Origin of the sequence: Atribacter laminatus (assembly GCF_015775515.1) — a bacterium.
Classification (GTDB): Bacteria; Atribacterota; Atribacteria; order Atribacterales; family Atribacteraceae; genus Atribacter; species Atribacter laminatus.
The window spans coordinates 311,398-328,926 of the sequence record NZ_CP065383.1 but is presented as its reverse complement, the minus strand read 5'-3'; the positions used below and the strand labels follow the sequence as shown (position 1 = coordinate 328,926).

At 38.0% G+C, this 17,529-nt stretch carries 20 protein-coding genes and 4 tRNA genes; 21 read left to right on the top strand and 3 right to left on the bottom strand.

The features are described 5' to 3' along the window. Positions 1–7: 7 nt before the first annotated feature. Positions 8–1,114 (top strand): uroporphyrinogen decarboxylase family protein, encoded by a 1,107-nt coding sequence (locus tag RT761_RS01615; RefSeq protein ID WP_218112354.1) that lies wholly within the window; start codon positions 8–10, stop codon positions 1,112–1,114. A 15-nt stretch (positions 1,115–1,129) separates the two neighbouring features. Here RT761_RS01615 and RT761_RS01610 read toward each other — a convergent pair whose 3' ends face one another. After that, positions 1,130–1,921 carry a carbon-nitrogen hydrolase family protein gene (locus RT761_RS01610; RefSeq protein ID WP_218112353.1) on the bottom strand — a complete coding sequence of 264 codons (792 nt, stop codon included), beginning with the start codon at positions 1,919–1,921 and terminating at the stop codon, positions 1,130–1,132. A gap of 300 nt (positions 1,922–2,221) precedes the next feature. Here RT761_RS01610 and RT761_RS01605 point away from each other — a divergent pair. From RT761_RS01605 to RT761_RS01545, 13 genes are all read left to right on the top strand, one after another. Continuing rightward, a tRNA-Thr gene (locus RT761_RS01605) sits at positions 2,222–2,297 on the top strand. 5 nt (positions 2,298–2,302) lie between these two features. Further along, positions 2,303–2,389: transfer RNA gene (locus RT761_RS01600), tRNA-Tyr, on the top strand. A gap of 15 nt (positions 2,390–2,404) precedes the next feature. Beyond that, positions 2,405–2,479, top strand: a tRNA-Thr gene (locus RT761_RS01595). A gap of 199 nt (positions 2,480–2,678) precedes the next feature. Continuing rightward, complete coding sequence (gene tuf / locus RT761_RS01590) at positions 2,679–3,881, top strand: elongation factor Tu (protein ID WP_218112352.1); 1,203 nt, start codon at positions 2,679–2,681, stop codon at positions 3,879–3,881. A gap of 15 nt (positions 3,882–3,896) precedes the next feature. Next, the gene (rpmG, locus tag RT761_RS01585) at positions 3,897–4,049 is read left to right on the top strand and encodes a 50S ribosomal protein L33 (RefSeq protein ID WP_218112351.1); all 153 of its coding nucleotides are present in this window, start codon (positions 3,897–3,899) and stop codon (positions 4,047–4,049) included. Positions 4,050–4,062: 13 nt separating this feature from the next. Continuing rightward, positions 4,063–4,138 (top strand) — tRNA-Trp (locus RT761_RS01580). A 191-nt stretch (positions 4,139–4,329) separates the two neighbouring features. Beyond that, entirely contained in the window at positions 4,330–4,533 is a 204-nt protein-coding gene (secE, locus tag RT761_RS01575) for a preprotein translocase subunit SecE (protein ID WP_218112350.1), read from the top strand. Positions 4,534–4,559: 26 nt separating this feature from the next. Continuing rightward, entirely contained in the window at positions 4,560–5,084 is a 525-nt protein-coding gene (gene nusG / locus RT761_RS01570; protein WP_218112349.1) for a transcription termination/antitermination protein NusG, read from the top strand. 15 nt (positions 5,085–5,099) lie between these two features. After that, the gene (rplK, locus tag RT761_RS01565; protein WP_218112348.1) at positions 5,100–5,528 is read left to right on the top strand and encodes a 50S ribosomal protein L11; all 429 of its coding nucleotides are present in this window, start codon (positions 5,100–5,102) and stop codon (positions 5,526–5,528) included. Positions 5,529–5,547: 19 nt separating this feature from the next. Then, positions 5,548–6,264 carry a 50S ribosomal protein L1 gene (gene rplA / locus RT761_RS01560; protein WP_218112347.1) on the top strand — a complete coding sequence of 239 codons (717 nt, stop codon included), beginning with the start codon at positions 5,548–5,550 and terminating at the stop codon, positions 6,262–6,264. A 140-nt stretch (positions 6,265–6,404) separates the two neighbouring features. After that, the gene (gene rplJ, locus RT761_RS01555; protein WP_218112346.1) at positions 6,405–6,929 is read left to right on the top strand and encodes a 50S ribosomal protein L10; all 525 of its coding nucleotides are present in this window, start codon (positions 6,405–6,407) and stop codon (positions 6,927–6,929) included. 15 nt (positions 6,930–6,944) lie between these two features. Then, on the top strand, positions 6,945–7,319 hold the full coding sequence (gene rplL, locus RT761_RS01550; protein ID WP_218112345.1) for a 50S ribosomal protein L7/L12: 375 nt from the start codon (positions 6,945–6,947) through the stop codon (positions 7,317–7,319). 89 nt (positions 7,320–7,408) lie between these two features. Beyond that, a complete protein-coding gene (locus tag RT761_RS01545; protein ID WP_218112344.1) occupies positions 7,409–8,383 on the top strand; it encodes a DMT family transporter in 975 nt (324 codons plus the stop codon). On the opposite strand, the gene RT761_RS01540 is transcribed toward RT761_RS01545, so the two are convergent. Further along, a complete protein-coding gene (locus RT761_RS01540) occupies positions 8,369–9,118 on the bottom strand; it encodes a YdcF family protein (RefSeq protein ID WP_218112343.1) in 750 nt (249 codons plus the stop codon). The genes RT761_RS01545 and RT761_RS01540 overlap by 15 nt on opposite strands. A gap of 63 nt (positions 9,119–9,181) precedes the next feature. Between RT761_RS01540 and RT761_RS01535 the strand changes: the two genes are divergently transcribed. The 5 genes from RT761_RS01535 to RT761_RS01515 all read left to right on the top strand — a co-directional run bounded on the left by RT761_RS01535 (position 9,182) and on the right by RT761_RS01515 (position 13,448). Further along, positions 9,182–11,059, top strand: coding sequence for a DUF2207 domain-containing protein (locus RT761_RS01535; RefSeq protein WP_218112342.1), 1,878 nt, complete (start codon positions 9,182–9,184; stop codon positions 11,057–11,059). 69 nt (positions 11,060–11,128) lie between these two features. Next, on the top strand, positions 11,129–11,677 hold the full coding sequence (locus tag RT761_RS01530) for a LemA family protein (RefSeq protein WP_343073766.1): 549 nt from the start codon (positions 11,129–11,131) through the stop codon (positions 11,675–11,677). 82 nt (positions 11,678–11,759) lie between these two features. Beyond that, positions 11,760–12,005 (top strand): hypothetical protein, encoded by a 246-nt coding sequence (locus RT761_RS01525; protein ID WP_218112340.1) that lies wholly within the window; start codon positions 11,760–11,762, stop codon positions 12,003–12,005. Positions 12,006–12,030: 25 nt separating this feature from the next. Continuing rightward, positions 12,031–12,975: a phosphoglycerate dehydrogenase gene (locus RT761_RS01520; RefSeq protein WP_218112339.1), complete on the top strand. Its 945-nt coding sequence runs from the start codon at positions 12,031–12,033 to the stop codon at positions 12,973–12,975. Beyond that, positions 12,975–13,448: a thermonuclease family protein gene (locus tag RT761_RS01515; RefSeq protein WP_218112338.1), complete on the top strand. Its 474-nt coding sequence runs from the start codon at positions 12,975–12,977 to the stop codon at positions 13,446–13,448. Before RT761_RS01520 ends, RT761_RS01515 begins: the two co-directional genes overlap by 1 nt. Positions 13,449–13,863: 415 nt before the next feature. Here RT761_RS01515 and RT761_RS01510 read toward each other — a convergent pair whose 3' ends face one another. Beyond that, on the bottom strand, positions 13,864–14,505 hold the full coding sequence (locus tag RT761_RS01510; protein ID WP_218112337.1) for a bifunctional 4-hydroxy-2-oxoglutarate aldolase/2-dehydro-3-deoxy-phosphogluconate aldolase: 642 nt from the start codon (positions 14,503–14,505) through the stop codon (positions 13,864–13,866). A gap of 884 nt (positions 14,506–15,389) precedes the next feature. On the opposite strand from RT761_RS01510, the gene RT761_RS01505 reads away from it, so the two are divergent. Together RT761_RS01505 and RT761_RS01500 are read left to right on the top strand one after the other, a co-directional pair. Beyond that, positions 15,390–16,541 carry a sugar ABC transporter substrate-binding protein gene (locus RT761_RS01505; RefSeq protein WP_218112336.1) on the top strand — a complete coding sequence of 384 codons (1,152 nt, stop codon included), beginning with the start codon at positions 15,390–15,392 and terminating at the stop codon, positions 16,539–16,541. 108 nt (positions 16,542–16,649) lie between these two features. Beyond that, entirely contained in the window at positions 16,650–17,399 is a 750-nt protein-coding gene (locus RT761_RS01500; protein WP_218112335.1) for an ABC transporter permease, read from the top strand. Positions 17,400–17,529 lie beyond the last annotated feature (130 nt).

The window sequence follows — 17,529 nt, the reverse complement described above, 5'->3', positions numbered from 1 at the left end:
AGTTCCTATGAAAATAATTGAGAATATTCTCAAGAAAAAAGCTCAACCGGATTTTCAACAATTTATCGAGGTTATCATCCAAAAAAGAAAACCGACTAAAGTCCACCAAGTTGAACTGTTGATTGATCAGGAAATTATCTCAACAATTAGTCAGAAATATTTTTTGGAAGAAATTATCTCACTCACTTCTCTAACTCAAAGACAGTATATCCGACAATATGTTCGTTGGTGGTATCGGATGGGATATGATTACGCCATGATTATCGATCTTCCTGGAATTGGTTTGGAGTTTCCATCACAGATCAGAAAAACCGATGATACAGCAAGTTTGTCGAGAGGAACCAGGAACTGGGTAGAAGAGAAGCAAGGGATTATCACCAATTGGGACGATTTTGAAAATTACCCTTGGCCAGACCCTGAAAATATCGATTTGTTTCCTTATCTTTTTGCCCAGCAAGAAATGCCTGAAGGGATGAAGCTTTTAGTTGCCGGAAGTAGTGGATTGCTAGAAGTAGTGAGTGAAAATTTATTGGGAATCGAGAATATGAGTTATTTATTATTCGATGAGCCGGATTTGGTGGAAGCTGTATTTGAAAAAGTTGGCAATATCATGTATCGTTTTTATCTTCGACTAGCTGACCTGGAAGGAATTGGTGGATTTTTTCAAGGTGATGATATGGGGTTTAAAACTTCTACCATTCTTTCTCCTACTCTTTTAAAGAAATATGTCCTGCCCTGGCATAAAAAAGTTTGTACTTTGGCTCACTTGAAGGGGAAAGTTTACTTTCTTCATTCTTGTGGTCAATTAAAACCTATAATGGATGACCTGATCAACTGGGTAGGTATCGATGCTTTCCATTCATTTCAAGATGAAATAATGTCAGTGGTTGATTTTAAGCAGGAATATGGATGGAAAATTGGCGTTCTGGGAGGTATAGATTTAGATAGATTAATTCGAAGCAATGAAGTAGAGCTTCGCAGTTACGTTCGATCGATTTTGGAAAAGTGCCAAAATAATGGAGGTTATGCTCTAGGTTCGGGAAATTCAATAGCAAATTATGTTCCAGTCAACAATTATCTTATCATGCTCGATGAAGGATTCGCTTATGGGTGAGTTGATAATTGTTTTTTAAGTGTAAAGTCGGTTATAGGTACTTCTTTGTCGATCAGCTAATACTGGTATAAGTTGTCGCAATTCATCAACGCTGCTTAGATCAATGTTGGAGGATATAAGCATTTCTTCCATAAGATTGGCTTGACTAATAATCTGTCCATGAGGATTGGCGATTATGCTCGCTCCGTGCGATTGATGGTAATCGGCTTGGAGAATTTGGTCAGCCCCACAAACAAACATAAAATTATCTAAAGCCCGTGAACAAACTGATAATTTCCAGTGTTCGATATCTCGTGCCAACCAAGCAGTAGGGACCAACGCAATGCGAGCTCCTTTAAGAGCAAATATTCGAGCAACTTCGGGGAATCGAGTATCATAACAGATCCACATCGCTATTTTGCCAAATTCGGTGTCGAAAACTGGATAGTCACTTCCATGAGTAAAAATTTCGGCTTCAGTTGACCAAAGGTGGACTTTTCGATAAATTCCGATTTTTCCATCGGGATAAAATAAAACTGAAGAGTTGAAGAGTTTATCTTTTGATTTTTCGGCAATGCCGACAACCAAATAAATTCCAGAAAATTTACTGGCTTCGCTAAGGAATTGAAACGAGTTGTCACCCTGTGTTTCTGCTTTGGACACTACTAATTTAGGATCATAACCCTGAACACAAAGTTCAGGAAAAACCATTATATCAATTTTGAGCTCTTTCCCTTTTTCAATAAAATTACCAATAGTTTCTAAATTCCTTTTTACGTTACCCATAACCGGTTTAAATTGAACACAGGCCACCTTTAGCTGGTTCATAGAAATCTCCTTTCCGGTAACATTTTCAATTCATTATATCATTGAATGAATATTGATATAAGATTATCTAAAGATTAAAAAAAGAAATACTAACACTATGTAATTTTTCTTTTTTTTTAGAAAAACGATCAAATTGTGCAAATGGATTCCTTGGTCGATGTTGCACTTATCAATTGTCCAAGTAACAAAGTTGTTATAGGGCTAATCTTTAAAAAATAAGTCAATTTTTCGTTTCTTACCCTTGACATCAACTCAACCTTTGGATATATTTATTCAGGCATAACCGGAGGTTACCGGTTTGCCGGTGTAGCTCAGCTGGTAGAGCAGCTGACTTGTAATCAGCAGGTCGTCCGTTCGAGTCGGATCACCGGCTCCAGAAATGGGGAGGTACCTAAGTGGCCAAAAGGAGCGGACTGTAGATCCGTTGGCTGAACGCCTTCGAAGGTTCAAATCCTTCCCTCCCCACCAGAAAATCCCTATGTAGCCTGCGTAGCTCAGTGGTGGAGCGCATCCTTGGTAAGGATGAGGTCGCCGGTTCAATCCCGGCCGTAGGCTCCATTTTTATTTTTTTATTAACTGTTCCAGTTTGAATTGGTGAAATAGGTAATAGTAATAGTTTGTGAAAGATTGAAACCAAAAAAAATACTTTCTGGGTTTTGATATTTCAAGTATAATAATACAAAGATCACTGTGGTTGTAAGTGATGATAAAAAACACCTGATGAGTTAGAGCTTGTATTAGCTTGAGGAGGATACCTATGGCGAAACAAAAGTTTGAACGAACCAAAACCCACGTCAACGTCGGAACCATCGGTCACGTTGACCACGGGAAAACGACTCTCACCGCTGCCATCACCGAGACCCTCTCCAAACTCGGGATGGCAAGCTATGTTCCCTTTGACCAGATTGACAAGGCTCCTGAAGAACGAGAACGAGGCATCACCATCGCCATCGCTCACGTGGAATACCAGACCGAGAAACGGCACTATGCCCACATCGACTGCCCCGGCCATGCTGACTATGTCAAGAACATGATCACCGGTGCTGCCCAGATGGATGGTGCCATCCTGGTCGTCTCCGCAGCAGACGGTCCCATGCCCCAGACTCGGGAACACATCCTGCTCGCCCGTCAGGTCGGAGTCCCCTACATCCTGGTCTACCTGAACAAGATCGACATGGTCGATGACCCGGAACTCTTGGAACTGGTGGAAATGGAAGTCCGCGATCTCCTCAACCGCTACGAGTTCCCTGGAGACGATATCCCCATCATCAAAGGGAGCGCCTTGAAAGCCTTGGAATGTGGTTGTGGCAAACGGGACTGTGAGTGGTGCAAGAGTGTCTGGGAACTGATGGATGCCCTGGATAGCTATATCCCTGATCCCCAACGGGAACTGGATAAACCCTTCCTCATGTCGGTTGAAGACGTCTTCACCATCACCGGACGCGGAACTGTGGTCACCGGACGAGTGGAACGAGGGGTGCTCCATCTCGGAGATCAGATTGAAATCGTTGGTCTCTCCCATGACATCAAAAAGACGGTCGTCACCGGAATTGAAATGTTCCGCAAGCTCCTCGATGAAGCCCAGGCGGGTGACAATATCGGAGTGCTCCTCCGTGGCACCGAGAAGAAAGAAGTGGAACGGGGTCAGGTCTTGGCCATTCCCGGTTCCATCACTCCCCACACCGTCTTCAAAGGACGAGTTTACGTTCTCACCAAAGAAGAAGGGGGTCGTCATACTCCGTTCTTCAACGGCTATCGTCCTCAGTTCTATTTCCGGACCACCGATGTCACCGGTGAGATCAAGCTTGCCCAAGGGGTCGAGATGATCATGCCAGGAGATAATGCTGACCTCGATGTCAAACTCATCTACCCCATTGCAATGGAGAAAGGTCTCCGCTTTGCCATTCGTGAAGGTGGTCGTACCGTCGGAGCCGGAGTCGTAACTGATATTACTGAGTAGAGTCAGGAGGATACTATGGTACAGGAAACTATTACCTTTGAATGTACCGATTGTCGAAGGCGTAACTATCAGGGCATGAAGAACAAAAAAAACAAGAGTGCCCGTTTAGAATTTAAAAAATACTGCCCTCACTGTAGAAAACACACTATACATAAAGAAATGAAGTAGATAAAAAAATTGCAGGTCCGTAGCTCTAACGGCAGAGCACCGGTCTCCAAAACCGGGGGCTGCAGGTTCAAATCCTGCCGGGCCTGCCATTTTTTTTCTTTGTCATTCGGTGATTCAGGATTGTTGACACAAAAAAGGAAAAAAGATAAAATGTTGCAGCATTTGAATTCGTTTTTTATAAGGAGAATGGTATAGTTATTTACCATTTTCTTTTTTATTGTTACGGCAAGAGATAATTAAAACATCCCAAAAACTCAAAAGAGAAAGGGAAGAGTGTGCTGTGAATTTTTTCGTCAAGCTGTTCACTAAATTAAAGAACTACTTTAAAGATGCCTGGAGTGAATTAAAAAAGGTTACTTGGCCAAGCCGAAAAGAATTAATATCCAGTACTCTTACGGTTTTAGTAGTAGTTGTTGTATTTGCAGTTTTTTTAGGAGTGATTGATTTAATTTTGACTGCTTTAATTGGTTTATACATTAAGTAATTATCGGAGGTTATCATTTCACCATTATGAATAAACTGTGGTATGTTGTTCATACCTTAGCCGGCAGCGAGCATAAGGTTAAAGCGAATCTAGAAAGAAGAATTGCTTCTATGGGAATGCAAGATCAGATTTTTCGGGTGGTTGTTCCAATGGAGGAGACCATTGAAGTAAAGAGGGGAAAAAAGAGATTTACTAAAAAGAAAGTATTTCCAGGTTATGTAATGGTAGAAATGATGATGAATGATCGTTCTTGGTATGTGGTACGAAATACACCTGGAGTTACGGGTTTTGTTGGTTCGGGACTTCGACCGGAGCCATTGAGCGAAGGAGAAGTTAAGGTAATCCTTCGACAAACTGGAGTTGAAAAGGGAAGGCCGCGCCTAGATATTGAAAAAGGAGAGACGATAAAAGTTATAGCAGGACCTTTTTTAAATTATACTGGTATTGTAGAAAGTGTCGATCATGAAAAAGGGAAGATAACCGTTCTCTTATCGATATTTGGTCGGGAGACTCCAGTAGAGCTTGAATTTTCTGATATTGAAAAATTATAAAGAGGTGGAATAGACATGGCAAAAAAAGTGGTAGCTGTTGTAAAGCTCCAGATTCCTGGAGGCATGGCCACTCCTGCCCCTCCGGTTGGGCCTGCGCTTGGACAGCATGGTGTAAATATTATGGAATTTTGTAAAGCCTTTAATGCTCGGACAGAAAAAGACCGAGGGATTTTAACACCGGTGGAAATAACCGTATATGGTGATCGTTCATTTACATTCATAACGAAAACACCCCCAGCTTCTTTCTTAATTCTTCAAGCTTTGAGTATTGAAAAGGGCTCTGGGGAACCAAACAAAGTCAAGGTTGGAAAATTAAGTCGTTCTAAGGTACGAGAAATAGCCCAGAAAAAAATGCCTGATTTAAATGCGAATTCGATTGAAGCAGCAATGAACATAATTGAAGGAACCGCAAGAAGCTTGGGTGTCGAAGTTGTAGAGGGTTAGGGAGAGTGAGGTGAGAAGTATGCCAACCAAAAGTCGTCGTTTTGAAGAATTAAAGAATAAATTGGAACCAGGAAAAATATACACTGTTGACGAAGCATTTCAAATGGTCAAAGAGTTAGCGAACGCGAAATTTGATGAAACTATTGAAGTTGCCGTTAAGCTGGGAATAGACCCAAAACAATCAGACCAGCAAATTCGTGGTACGGTTTCGTTACCCCATGGAATAGGAAAGCAAGTTCGGGTTTTGGTTTTTGCCCAGGGTGAAAAGGCCAGTGAGGCACAAGCAGCTGGTGCTGATTATGTTGGTGGAGAAGAATTGATTGAGAAAATCCAATCAGGTTGGTTTGATTTTGAATCAGCAATTGCGACTCCTGACATGATGAGAATAGTAGGTCGTTTGGGGAAGTTATTAGGACCAAAAGGATTAATGCCTAATGCCAAAGTGGGAACAGTAACCTTTGATATAGCTCAAGCGGTTAAGGAGATAAAAGCAGGTCGATTGGAAATACGAAATGACCGTTATGGAAATATTCATCTTCCAATTGGAAAGGCTTCTTTTGATATAAGTAAATTACAGGATAATTTCTTTGCTTTATTAGAAACTATAGTTCGAATGAAACCTTCAGTAGCTAAGGGTCGTTATGTAAGGAATATTGCTATTGCTTCAACCATGAGCCCCGGACTCAAGCTAGATGTGAACACTACTTTAGCAAGAATGGAGAAAAGAGTCGCTTAAGAGATAATTAACCGAAATTGAATATAATTTTGCCCATGAACCGGGGGCTTTCGCTTAAAAAACCTGGGGAGGCTTTAATGATATAAAGCTCCCGGTATTTATGGGAGCTTTATTATTTCGGAGGAAAGGAGGTTGTTTTTTTGGATAAAGTAAAAAAGAACCAGATCATAGAAGACGTTTTTCAGAAACTTCAAAAAAGTCAAGCAGTTTATGCTTTTAACTATCGTGGGATTAATGTTATGAATGTTGAAGCCATCCGAAAAGCTCTAAGAGAAACTCAAGGAGAGATGAAAGTTGTTAAAAATACCCTTGCTCACATTGCTTTTCAAAAGGCCGACATGCCCTTTGATGAAAATATATTGACTGATCAAAATGCTTTGGTATTTTCTTATGAAGATATAGTTTTAACGGCAAAAGCACTAACAGATTTTGCCAAAAAAGTACCCCAGCTTGAAATCAAAGGGGTATGGCTTAACCAACAACAATATGGTCCTGATCAAGTGAAAAACCTGGCAAGTCTGCCAACCCGAGAGGCTTTAGTTGCTCAGTTAGTAGGTGGAATCGCTGCACCACTTAGTGGTTTAGTTGGTGTTCTAAGCGGAGTTATGCGAAATATGGTATGGGTTCTTAAATCAATAGAAGAAAAAAAGGTAAGCAATCAATAAGGGAGGTACCTATAAATGACCAAGGAAGAAATTATTGACGTTATTGCGAATATGACTGTTCTGGAATTAGCGGATTTGGTGAAAGCCTTAGAAGAAAAATTTGGAGTATCTGCTGCTATGCCAGTTGCTGCAGCAGCCGCTCCTGCTGCCGGAGCTGCCGCACCGGCTGAAGAGGAAAAAACTGAATTCACAGTCGTTCTCAAGAGTGCTGGAGCCGAAAAACTAAAAGTAATTAAAGAAGTTCGAGCCATTACCAGCTTAGGCTTGAAAGAAGCGAAAGATCTAGTTGATGGGGCTCCAAAGCCAGTGAAGGAAAGCATTCCAAAGAAGGATGCCGAGGAAATCAAAGCTAAACTTGAAGCTGTTGGCGCAGAAGTTGAATTAACCTAATTGTTTATTTTGAATTTTAAGGGACCCAATAGATAGGGTCCCTTTTTCTTTTTATAATAAAAATTAAATAACGAGAAAAGAGCAAACCAATGAAGAGCTCCGATAACTTAAATCCATTATCGCCATCTCACTCTAAAAAGAAATCTGAACCCATAATTAAAAATCCATATTTTTCTCTTCTTATGGTTTCTTTAATTTGGGGAATAAATTTTAGCGTTGTGAAACACGGGATTATGATCATTGGTCCTCTTTCTTTTTCGATAATTCGATTTGCTGTGAGTAGCTTGGTAATGATTGTCTTATTATGGCGCATGGAGGGGAATCCTTTTATCAGCAAGAAAGATCTTTGGTATTTTGTTTTTTTAGGTGCATTAGGTTTTGGAGTCTATCAGCCACTTTGGAGTTATGGGCTACGATTAACTTTGGCTTCCCATTCAGCTATCCTGCTTTCAATATCTCCAATTGTTGTTGTCCTTATCGCTTTTTTTAAAAAAGAGGAATCTATTGAATGGTATAATTTTTTAGGAATTGGCATTGGATTTTTAGGCGTCACCTTTCTCATCAGTCAAGGAAATCAAACTTCATCTTCTCCCAATATTCTTTTCGGTGATATTCTTACCCTATTTGCAGCTATTTGCTGGGGTCTTTATTCTTACTTCGGAAAATATATGCTGCGGAAATATTCACCCTTGAAAACGAGCTGTTGGAGCATCATATTTGGAACTCTGATTATGTTCCCTGTCTCATATGTTGAAATCAAGGACCTCAATATTTCTGATTTAACTCTTACGGTTCATTTGTCGATGGGTTATGCTATCTTTTTATCAGCTTTGTTGGCTTATATAATCTGGATGAATGGGATTAAGAAAATCGGTGCATCACGAACTTCAGCCTTTCAATATGTTACCCAGATATTTGGAGTAATAGGAGCTTGGCTTTTTTTTAAAGAGCCTTTTGGTTATCGATTTTTAATTGGAATGGTTTTAGTTACTCTTGGAGTGTGGCTCTCTCAGAAAAAACCAAGACCACTATTGAATGTTAATGACTCTTTAGTTAATGAGTAAGACTGCTAATCCAAGGTATTCATGAATAATTTGTGCAAAAGCCGAAAATGCTTGAGAGGATGGGAGGAAATCAGAAAGAACTATTGGAGTTCGATCGTAGGGAGGATGGGCACTGATCGGAATAATGTTTGCATTGGGGAGAAAAGATTGAAAGCTCATCATGGCTCGTTTTAAATGAATTTCTGAGGTTACTAAATAAAAAGAATTCCAATGATTGTTGAGCAGAATCTGAGAGCAATACTGAGCGTTTTCCTTGGTATTTCTTGATTGAGATTCGGTGATGATATCATCTTGGGGAACTCCCCACTGTAGAAGGATGTCAGCCATGATTTCAGCCTCCGAAGGCCCCGATTTAACCCACACTTGACCACCGCTCACCAGAAGAGGGATTTTTTCTTTTTGCCAAAGGGTATACCCTTGGTGCAATCTTAGCAGGGAATAAGGACCAGGTTGGAAACGATTCTGATAGGTATCTAAGTAGGTACCCCCACCAAGCACAATAATAACTTGTGGCTGGTTTATTGATGGATATCGAGGCGTTATGTTTTGCGAGGGTGAAAGAAAACGTATGCCAATTCCAGTGGAAAAAAAATAAATTATGACTGCCAAAGCAATCCATTTCAAAGATTCTTTCCCCTTTTTTCTTGCTAATAAACCAAAAAACAAAGCAATGGTTATAAATACTCCCGGAGGTTCAATAAAAGAAGTCAATACTTTTTGGAGAAAAAATCCCATGTCTCTTTTACCAGCTTACTTCCTGTGTTATGCTAACTATAGCAAATTTAAGGGAGGATTCCAATGAGAAAATTGAGAATTGAGATGATAATAGTTCTTTGGTTGGTTTTGTTTTTATCAATGCCCATCATTGCAAAGTCTTATTATCATCCCTCGATTTCTCAAACCTTTAATCTTCTTGAAAATGGTGATGTTGAAGTTACTGATATTCGATATTTTTCGTTTTCTGGTTCATTCAGTTGGGCTCAATTGAATTTGCTTCTTCGCGGGGTTGAGGATATCCAATTTCAAGGAGTTTGGGATGCTGACACAGGAAGCCCTCTCCGTTATGAGGTAGAAGAACAATCGAATTCAAAAACACTTAAGTGGTATTATCAAGCTGATAACCAAACTCTGGGATTTCGAATCCAATATCTTCTCAAAAACCCCATCCACCGTTATGAAGATGTGGCTGAATTTTATTGGAAGATAATTGAAGAAGAGCATGCATCTATAAAAAAACTCGAGGCTATTCTTCAGATTCCTCAATCCAATCCCGACCTTTTTAAACTTTTTGTTCACACTCAGGCTCAACCAGGAGAAATGAATTTTTCACCCGATCATCGGAGAGTGGATTTTAGGATTGAGAATGTACCTGCCAATACTTTTGTTGAAGCCCGTCTTTTAACCAGCCCACAGATTTTTTCAGGAGTTCATTTACAAAAAATCTCACGGTATGAAGAAATTCTCGATGAAGAAAAAGAAGCTGCCACTAAAGAGTTACAGGGTAATAAATCCTCCTGGCAAGCTAATCGCTGGGTAGGAATTGGTTTGTTTTTATTGTTTATTGCTATTGGAATCCTATGTATCATCTTATTTTTCGTATTTTATATAAAATATGGGCGTGAACCAAAAATCGATTATGAACGTCAGTTTGAACAAGAACCTCCCCGGGATATTCCTCCTGCCTTTTTAGGAGTCATAATGAACCAAAAAGCTCTTAATCGTAACGATATGGGAAAAGCTTTTACCGCTACCCTTCTTGATCTGGCACGTCGGGGCTACATGACTGTTGAGGAAGAAAAAATGAAGATTCTTTTTATAAAAAAAGAGTATTTGGTTTTTACCTTCACTGAAAAAATGATGAATATTAATTCTGATACTGATTTACTTCCCTTTGAAAATGATGTTTTGGTTCTATTGAAACAAATTTCCAACGATGGTCGTACTATATCGACCCTGGAGATTGAAAAGTGGGGTAAAAAGATTTCCCAACAAAAAAGTAATTTTTTACTGTTTATTGAAGATTGGGGAAAATCAATAAAAAATTGGTGGGAAAGCCACTATTTCTATACTTATGATGAAAGAGCTGAAATTAAAAAACAACACTATCTAATTTTTAGCGTTGTATCTTTTATTGGAGGGGTTTTTCTGGTCATTTTTTCTGCCATTCATTGGGGATTCGGAGGAAGCTCGGGGCTGGTTGTTTTGAGTATTATCCTTTTCCCTTTAATAATTATTTTTGCTCTCATTGCTCGTAAATCTTTGGGGCGTTGGAGCAAAGAGGGCTTGCTTGAATTTCGGAGATGGACAGCTTTTAAACGTTTTATTACCAACTATTCTCTAATGAAAGAAGCTCCTCCAATTTTACTGCAAATCTGGGATCGGTATTTGATCTATGCCGTGGCGTTAGGAGTTGCGGAAAAGCTACTAAAGAATTTGAAAATTTATATCCAAGAAACCGGTTCGGAATTATCCCATCCTAGTTGGTATCAGGTTCCCCATGGTGCTGTTTTTACCATGACTACGCTTGATACACTTAGCCGTTTAGAATCAATCTCCAGAAATATGGCAAACATGGCTAATCTTACCCGAGCCCTCCAATCTTCTACTTCGGTTGGAGGTGGATTTTCCAGTGGAGGTGGAGGAGGAGGTGGCGGCGGAGGTTCAAGTGCCGGTTGATCGGTATGACAAAATTGTAGATTAAAAACGAACAAGAAGCAAAAAAAGAAAGAGTTAGAGGAGGTGTCAATATTGGGTTGGATTATAGGAATAATTATATTGATCGTGGTTGTTTATTTAATTTCGCTCTATAACCGCTTAGTGGTACTTAAAAACAAAGTTGATAATAGCTGGGCTCAAGTTGATGTTCAGCTAAAGCGACGGTATGATCTTATCCCCAATTTGGTAGAATCGGTAAAAGGGTATGCTACCCACGAAAAAGAGGTCTTTGAAAATATTGCCAAAGCTCGACAAGTCGCTATTTCTGCGCAGAGTCCTGCTGAGAAAAGCCAGGCAGAAAACCAGCTGACACAAGCGCTTCGTCAATTATTTGCTGTTGCAGAAGCCTATCCAGAATTGAAAGCCAACGAAAACTTTATGCAGCTACAGAATGAATTAAGTGAAACCGAAAATAAAATCGCCTATTCTCGCCAATTCTATAATGATACTGTGTTCATGTATAATTCGTCTATTGAAAAATTTCCAGCGAATGTTTTTGCCGGAATGTTTGGATACAAAAAGAGAGAATATTTTGAAACTCAGGGTGAAGAACGGGAACCGGTTAAAGTACAGTTTTAATTTTTTTGTTCAATTTTGGGTAACATTTAGTTATAAAAAAGCCTAAAGAACAAGGTTAAGCTAATTTTGGAGGTATATTAAAATGACTGTAGGTTTAGTTAACGGTGCACTGAGTATTTTCGTTTTATTTTTAGGCTATTGGGGATATAAAGAAAAGAAAAGTATTATTAGTCTTTTGATAGGAATCGCTTTTGCTATTTTTGGTTTTTCCCATTTGGTCACTCTATTTGTTTCTCCTGATCGATTGGTGAACTTTTTAGTTGTATTAAGAGTGTTTGGATATTTATTTGTTGCTTTTGCCCTTTATCAGGAGATGGTGAGAAAGTAGAAAATCCAACTTGAGGTGATGGTCTTTGAAAAAAGCGGTTATTCTTGCCAGATCCTTTGCTCGTTCTGCAAAGGATCCATTGCGTCTATTAGAAACAGCTGGAATCCAAGTAGAAATTAAGAAAGACCCTGATCCAGAGAATGAAAAAATTGTGTCGGAATTAATTGGTGATGCCGAAGGAGTCTTAGTAGGAATGGATCGGGTAGGTGAAGTTGTCTTTACCAACTGTCCGAATCTTAAAGTGGTTTCAAAGCATGGGGTTGGTGTTGATAACATCGATCTTCAGTCTGCCCAAAAACATAGTGTTGTAGTAGCCAATGCTCCGGGTACCAATTCTATATCGGTTGCTGAAATGGCATTTACTCTCATCCTTATTTTAGCTCGAAAAATTCCTCATTTTTTTGAGCAAGTAAAAAATAAAGAATGGGGGGCAACCAGCTTTGGATTAGAGCTCGAAGGGAAAACCATAGGTATAGTAGGTTTTGGAAGAATTGGGAAAAATGTTGCTCAGTATGCACAAGCTTTTGCGATGAAAGTACTCTATTATGATCCTTTTATTACCGATGAAATATCCCCTTATAAAAAAGTCGAGCTCGAAATCTTGTTTAAGGACGCTGATTTTATCTCTCTCCACGCACCTCTTACTGATGAAACTCGTGAGATGGTAAATGACAAACTACTTTCATTAATGAAAAAAGAAGCTTTTCTAATCAATACTGCCCGTGGTGAGCTTATCAATGAAGAAGCTCTCTATCTTTCCTTAAAGGAAAATCGTATTGCCGGAGCGGCTTTGGACGTTTTTACTCATGAGCCTCCCTTTGATAACCCACTCTTATCACTTCCTAATGTTATCGCCACTCCCCATATTTCCTCTCATACTCGAGAGGCGAACCTAAAGATGGGGAACATTGCAGCAGAAAACCTTATCCGAGTTTTTAATGGGGAAGAGCCTCTATACCGGGTAGTGTAATGAAGAAAGTCCAAAAAAATTCCTTAACCACTTTGCTGGCGGTTTTAATTATTTTTATTATGTACAACTACTTCCAGCAGGAAACGGGTCAGTATATCGTAAAAACAGTGATTGATGGAGACACCATAGAACTCAATGATGGAGAAAAGGTTAGATACATTGGTATTGACGCTCCAGAATTTCAAAGCTCTAAAAAAAATGCCGAAAAATTTGCTGAGGAAGCCTTTCAGGCCAATCGAAAAATAGTTGAGAATCGAAAAGTAAAATTGGAATTCGATGTCGAACAAAGAGATCAGTATGGTCGTTTATTAGCTTATGTTTATACCGAAGATGGAATCATGGTTAATGAATGGCTGGTTGCTAATGGGTATGCAAAAACCGTGGTTTTTCCTCCCAACGTTCGGTATGTTGATCGATTTAAAAATCTGGAGAAAGAAGCTCAAAAACAAAAAATTGGTCTCTGGGATGAGTAGGCTCGACTTTCAAAGCCTACTCACTTTTTTAATCTATCCTGAAAATACCTAAAAATGAATTCTTTAATCCGTCATCCTGAGCGGTGCTTTTCCGCGTGAGGATCTCATCTTTTATTGTTTAAAAAAATAATAAATGAGATTGCCACGTCGCTCAACCAAAGAACGGTTGTCCTCCTCGCAATGATGGAACAGTAAAAAAATCAAATCCCCCTTACCCCCTTTTCTAAAGGGGAAGCTTGCTTGTTTTTCCCTCGCCCCTTGGTGGGAGGGTCAGAGTGAGGGGGGGGTAACTGGATTTTCATCCCCAACCGGTACTACGCAAGCAGTATGACCGTCTATCCTGCAAATTCAGTAACGAATGACAATTTTTATTTGATCCTCACTAAAACGATATAAATTTAATAAGGATGGGTAATTAGTCGTTTAATTGGGCAACGTATTCCTTGGCAATCGAAGTCAAGTCATCCCATTTTTGATTTTTAATTAAACTGGCATCGACCAGCTTCCCACCTACTCCCAAACAGGATGCACCAGCTTTTAGAAAAGCCTTCATATTATCTAAGCCAATACCCCCAGTTGGGCAGATTTTAATTTGAGGGAATGGGCCTTTTATTGCTTTAATATAATCGGGACCTACGTTGGAAGCTGGGAACACTTTTACACATTCAGCGCCGTTTTCCCAGGCACTAAGAATCTCAGTTGGTGTGAAAGCTCCAGGTATGATAGGGATATCATAACGGTGAGAAAGACGAATAGCCTCAAGATTCAAAGATGGAGTAACGATAAACTGGGCACCGGATAAAATGGCTTGACGTGCAGTTTCAGGATCAAGGACAGTACCAGCTCCAAAGAGAACGTCATCGATTTTTGATCGTACTTCCTCTAAGGTTTTAAGAGCTCCAGGAGTAGTCATCGTAACCTCTATGCATTCAATTCCCCCTTTTTTCAAGGCTTTAACTGCATCTAAAAAAGAACCGCTTTCTTTGGCTCGAATAATAGCTACGATTTTTTTCCTTTCAATAAAATGAATGGTTTCAAAACGGTCTTTAAAATACATAATAATACCTCCCTTTTAGTTAAAAGGTAATTACAAATTTTAAAAAATAATATTGACAAAAAAAAATCTAAAAAAAATTGATAAATTCAAATATTAGCTGAAAATACTTGCTAATATTACATAATTGTGGATATATAATTAAAAAAAATTTATAAAAGTTTTTGAAGAGATTCTTGACAAACAAATAATTTTTAGAGAATATAATAACAACTTATTGAAAGTCATCATTACCAATATGTAAAAGTATTCATTTTAACTAATACTCTCATTAACGTTTCTAAAAGCATGGCTATGAAACAGATATTCATAAAATTGATAAAGAAATTTTTAGGTGTTCGTTATTTTTGACTTTAAAGAATATATCTCAAAAACATAATCTTATTCTATATGAAAATGAATAAAAATCTAGAATATTATTTTTAAATCTTTTTTATGGAAACTCAAAAAATAAATGAATGCTCTAGTAATGAGGTCATGCTATTAACAAAGAAGATAATGAGTTTTCGTTAGCTTGTTTATAACATTGGTTTTTTAAGGTGGCAATATATAAAACGAAACAAAATAAATTGAAGATTGACAATCAGCCAAGCTTTGAGTTTTCACAATATTAATAGTTTACGTATATGATAATGAAGATATAGGTTTTTAAAAAATTGGTACTACTCGGAAAATTAATTAGTCCTTAAAAAACAACGAACCTTAAGATGAGAATACCTAATAATAAAGAAGAAAGAAGTAAAAAAAGTTTTATCCAAAAAATGATTATTTTGAATAATAACCTATATTTTTTTACATTATTGCAATCGAAAGGTGGTGAATTCTAAGTAAGGAATTGAGATTTTAAAATTTAATTATTTTATTAACTTAAAGGAGGATTTCATTTTATGAAAAATATTAAAAAGATAGGAATAATATTGGTTATCGCTTTAACACTCGGTATTTTTTCTGTAGGTATGGCAGCAGAACCAGATTATACCATTGGGATTACAATTTGGGGTGGTAGCCATCCATGGTCTATCCAAGCTTGTAATTTTGCAAATTATATTGCGAATATACTGAATTGTAAGATAGTTGTAACCTATCATAACGTACGCCCGGAAGATGAAATAAACAATATGGAAAACTATATTTCAAGTAAGGCTGATGCTGTTATTTCCTGGGCTCCCTCTGGTACTATAACTCCAAAATGTGCAGAAATTTTAGGAAATGCAAAAATCTATTATGGAACCTACGATCAAGATATACCTCAGCAGATAAAAAATGAACTCTATAAAAATCCGTATTATATTGGAAATATTGCCGCAGATAATAAGGTTCCCGGATATCAAAATGCCGAAGTATTATTAAAAAAAGGGTGTAAAAATGCTGTTGTTCTAAGTGCAGAACATGGTACCGTCCACCAAGTAAGGGCAGAAGCATTTAAAGAAGCATTTGAAAAAGGTGGAGGAACAGTACTGGCAACTCAATGGGATTTGTATACTGCTGAAGAATCGGCAAAAGCTTTGGAGTCATTAATAGCAGCCCATCCAGAAGTTGATTGTGTTTACGGAACTGGTGGACCATATACTATGGGAGCTATTGAAGCAGTTAAGAGATTAAATAAAGTTGGTAAAATATTTGTTACTGGTACGGATTTTTCACTTAGTGTTCTTGACAACATAAAAGAGGGAAGTGCAGCTGCAGTTTCTGGTGGTCACTGGATTAGCTGTGGTCTCTCTCTAATAAGGGCTTATAACGTTTTAACTGGTAATCCTTTAGGTTCTAACACTGATGATGTTGAAGTTGATATGTTCCAAATCGATTCAGCGGATGCTGCACAAAAATATAGAGATTGGTTTATTGAAAGGCCAATTCTGACCGAAGATGAAATAAAAAGCTTGGTAGTAAAATTCAATCCGGAAATGAATATGGACAAGTTTAAAGAAATTGCAAAAAGCATTAGTATTGAATCTATTTATCAGCAAAGAATGAAAGAAAAAGAAGAAGGCATAGCATTCCCGCCAAAATACATAGACATGGGAATTGATTTTCAATAATTGAAAAAGTTGAAATTTAGGTGGAAGGATTGATATCCTTCCACCTAAATTATAAAAAAAGATCAATTTATAAAATTAATTTCTGACTGATTAACTGAAGGAAATAATATGCTAAACAAAAAAATTGATTTTAATTTTATTATTTCAATCATTGGCCTACCAGTTTTGTTAGTTGTATTTTTTACAATATTTGGTGGAAATAGATTTTTTTCTTATATAAATTTTTTTAATATTGTTCAACAATCAGTTGCTCCTTCTTTTGTTGTGTGGGGAATTTGTTTTGTAATGATAATGGGAAGTTATGATATGACACCTGGGGTAACCATAATTTTAGCCTCTATGGTTAGCACTCTACTGGCGATAAAATTCGGATATATTGGACTTTTATTCGGAGGAATTTTAACTGGGCTCATCGTTGGAGCAATAAACGGATTTAGTTTTTTATTGTTTAAAGTACCCTCAGTTATTCTAACTATAGGATTAGTAATGATATATGAAATTTTATCGAGCGTTATGTCTAAGGGCAGAGGTTTATACCTTCCTGATGGATTAGGTCTCTTATCTCACGCACCCTATAATTTAATAATTTGGATCATTGGTGGGGTCATTGCCTATTTTCTATATAATCGAACCATTATTGGTTTGCATATTCAAACCATAGGAAGTTCGGAAAAAATCGCCAAAAATGCCGGAGTCAATGTTGAAAGGATGAAGTTGATAGGTTTTTTAATCTGTGCGATTTTTGGAGGAATTGGAGGGGTATTTTACCAAAGTTATGGGCGCTTTGTACAACCTCAAATTGGTCTGACCAGCTTATTATTAGTATTTCCTGCACTGACAGGTTTTTTTATGCTTTAGCAATAAGTAAAAGGGTCAATATAATCATTGCAGTTGTGGTTGGGCAATTAACGATAAATTTATTAATGAATGGATTAATTATTATTAAGTTGCCAACGACAATCCAGCAAATGGTTATGGGCGCTTTATT

Coding starts and splice junctions, on each gene's coding strand:
- RT761_RS01610 (WP_218112353.1), bottom strand. CDS start 1,921: ATGAACCAGCTAAAGGTGGCCTGTGTTCAATTTAAACCGGTTATGGGT.
- RT761_RS01510 (WP_218112337.1), bottom strand. CDS start 14,505: ATGTATTTTAAAGACCGTTTTGAAACCATTCATTTTATTGAAAGGAAA.
- RT761_RS01515 (WP_218112338.1), top strand. CDS start 12,975: ATGAAGAAAGTCCAAAAAAATTCCTTAACCACTTTGCTGGCGGTTTTA.
- rplL (WP_218112345.1), top strand. CDS start 6,945: ATGACCAAGGAAGAAATTATTGACGTTATTGCGAATATGACTGTTCTG.
- nusG (WP_218112349.1), top strand. CDS start 4,560: ATGAATAAACTGTGGTATGTTGTTCATACCTTAGCCGGCAGCGAGCAT.
- RT761_RS01505 (WP_218112336.1), top strand. CDS start 15,390: ATGAAAAATATTAAAAAGATAGGAATAATATTGGTTATCGCTTTAACA.
- RT761_RS01615 (WP_218112354.1), top strand. CDS start 8: ATGAAAATAATTGAGAATATTCTCAAGAAAAAAGCTCAACCGGATTTT.
- tuf (WP_218112352.1), top strand. CDS start 2,679: ATGGCGAAACAAAAGTTTGAACGAACCAAAACCCACGTCAACGTCGGA.
- RT761_RS01525 (WP_218112340.1), top strand. CDS start 11,760: ATGACTGTAGGTTTAGTTAACGGTGCACTGAGTATTTTCGTTTTATTT.
- RT761_RS01500 (WP_218112335.1), top strand. CDS start 16,650: ATGCTAAACAAAAAAATTGATTTTAATTTTATTATTTCAATCATTGGC.
- rpmG (WP_218112351.1), top strand. CDS start 3,897: ATGGTACAGGAAACTATTACCTTTGAATGTACCGATTGTCGAAGGCGT.
- rplK (WP_218112348.1), top strand. CDS start 5,100: ATGGCAAAAAAAGTGGTAGCTGTTGTAAAGCTCCAGATTCCTGGAGGC.
- RT761_RS01545 (WP_218112344.1), top strand. CDS start 7,409: ATGAAGAGCTCCGATAACTTAAATCCATTATCGCCATCTCACTCTAAA.
- RT761_RS01540 (WP_218112343.1), bottom strand. CDS start 9,118: ATGGGATTTTTTCTCCAAAAAGTATTGACTTCTTTTATTGAACCTCCG.
- RT761_RS01535 (WP_218112342.1), top strand. CDS start 9,182: ATGAGAAAATTGAGAATTGAGATGATAATAGTTCTTTGGTTGGTTTTG.
- rplA (WP_218112347.1), top strand. CDS start 5,548: ATGCCAACCAAAAGTCGTCGTTTTGAAGAATTAAAGAATAAATTGGAA.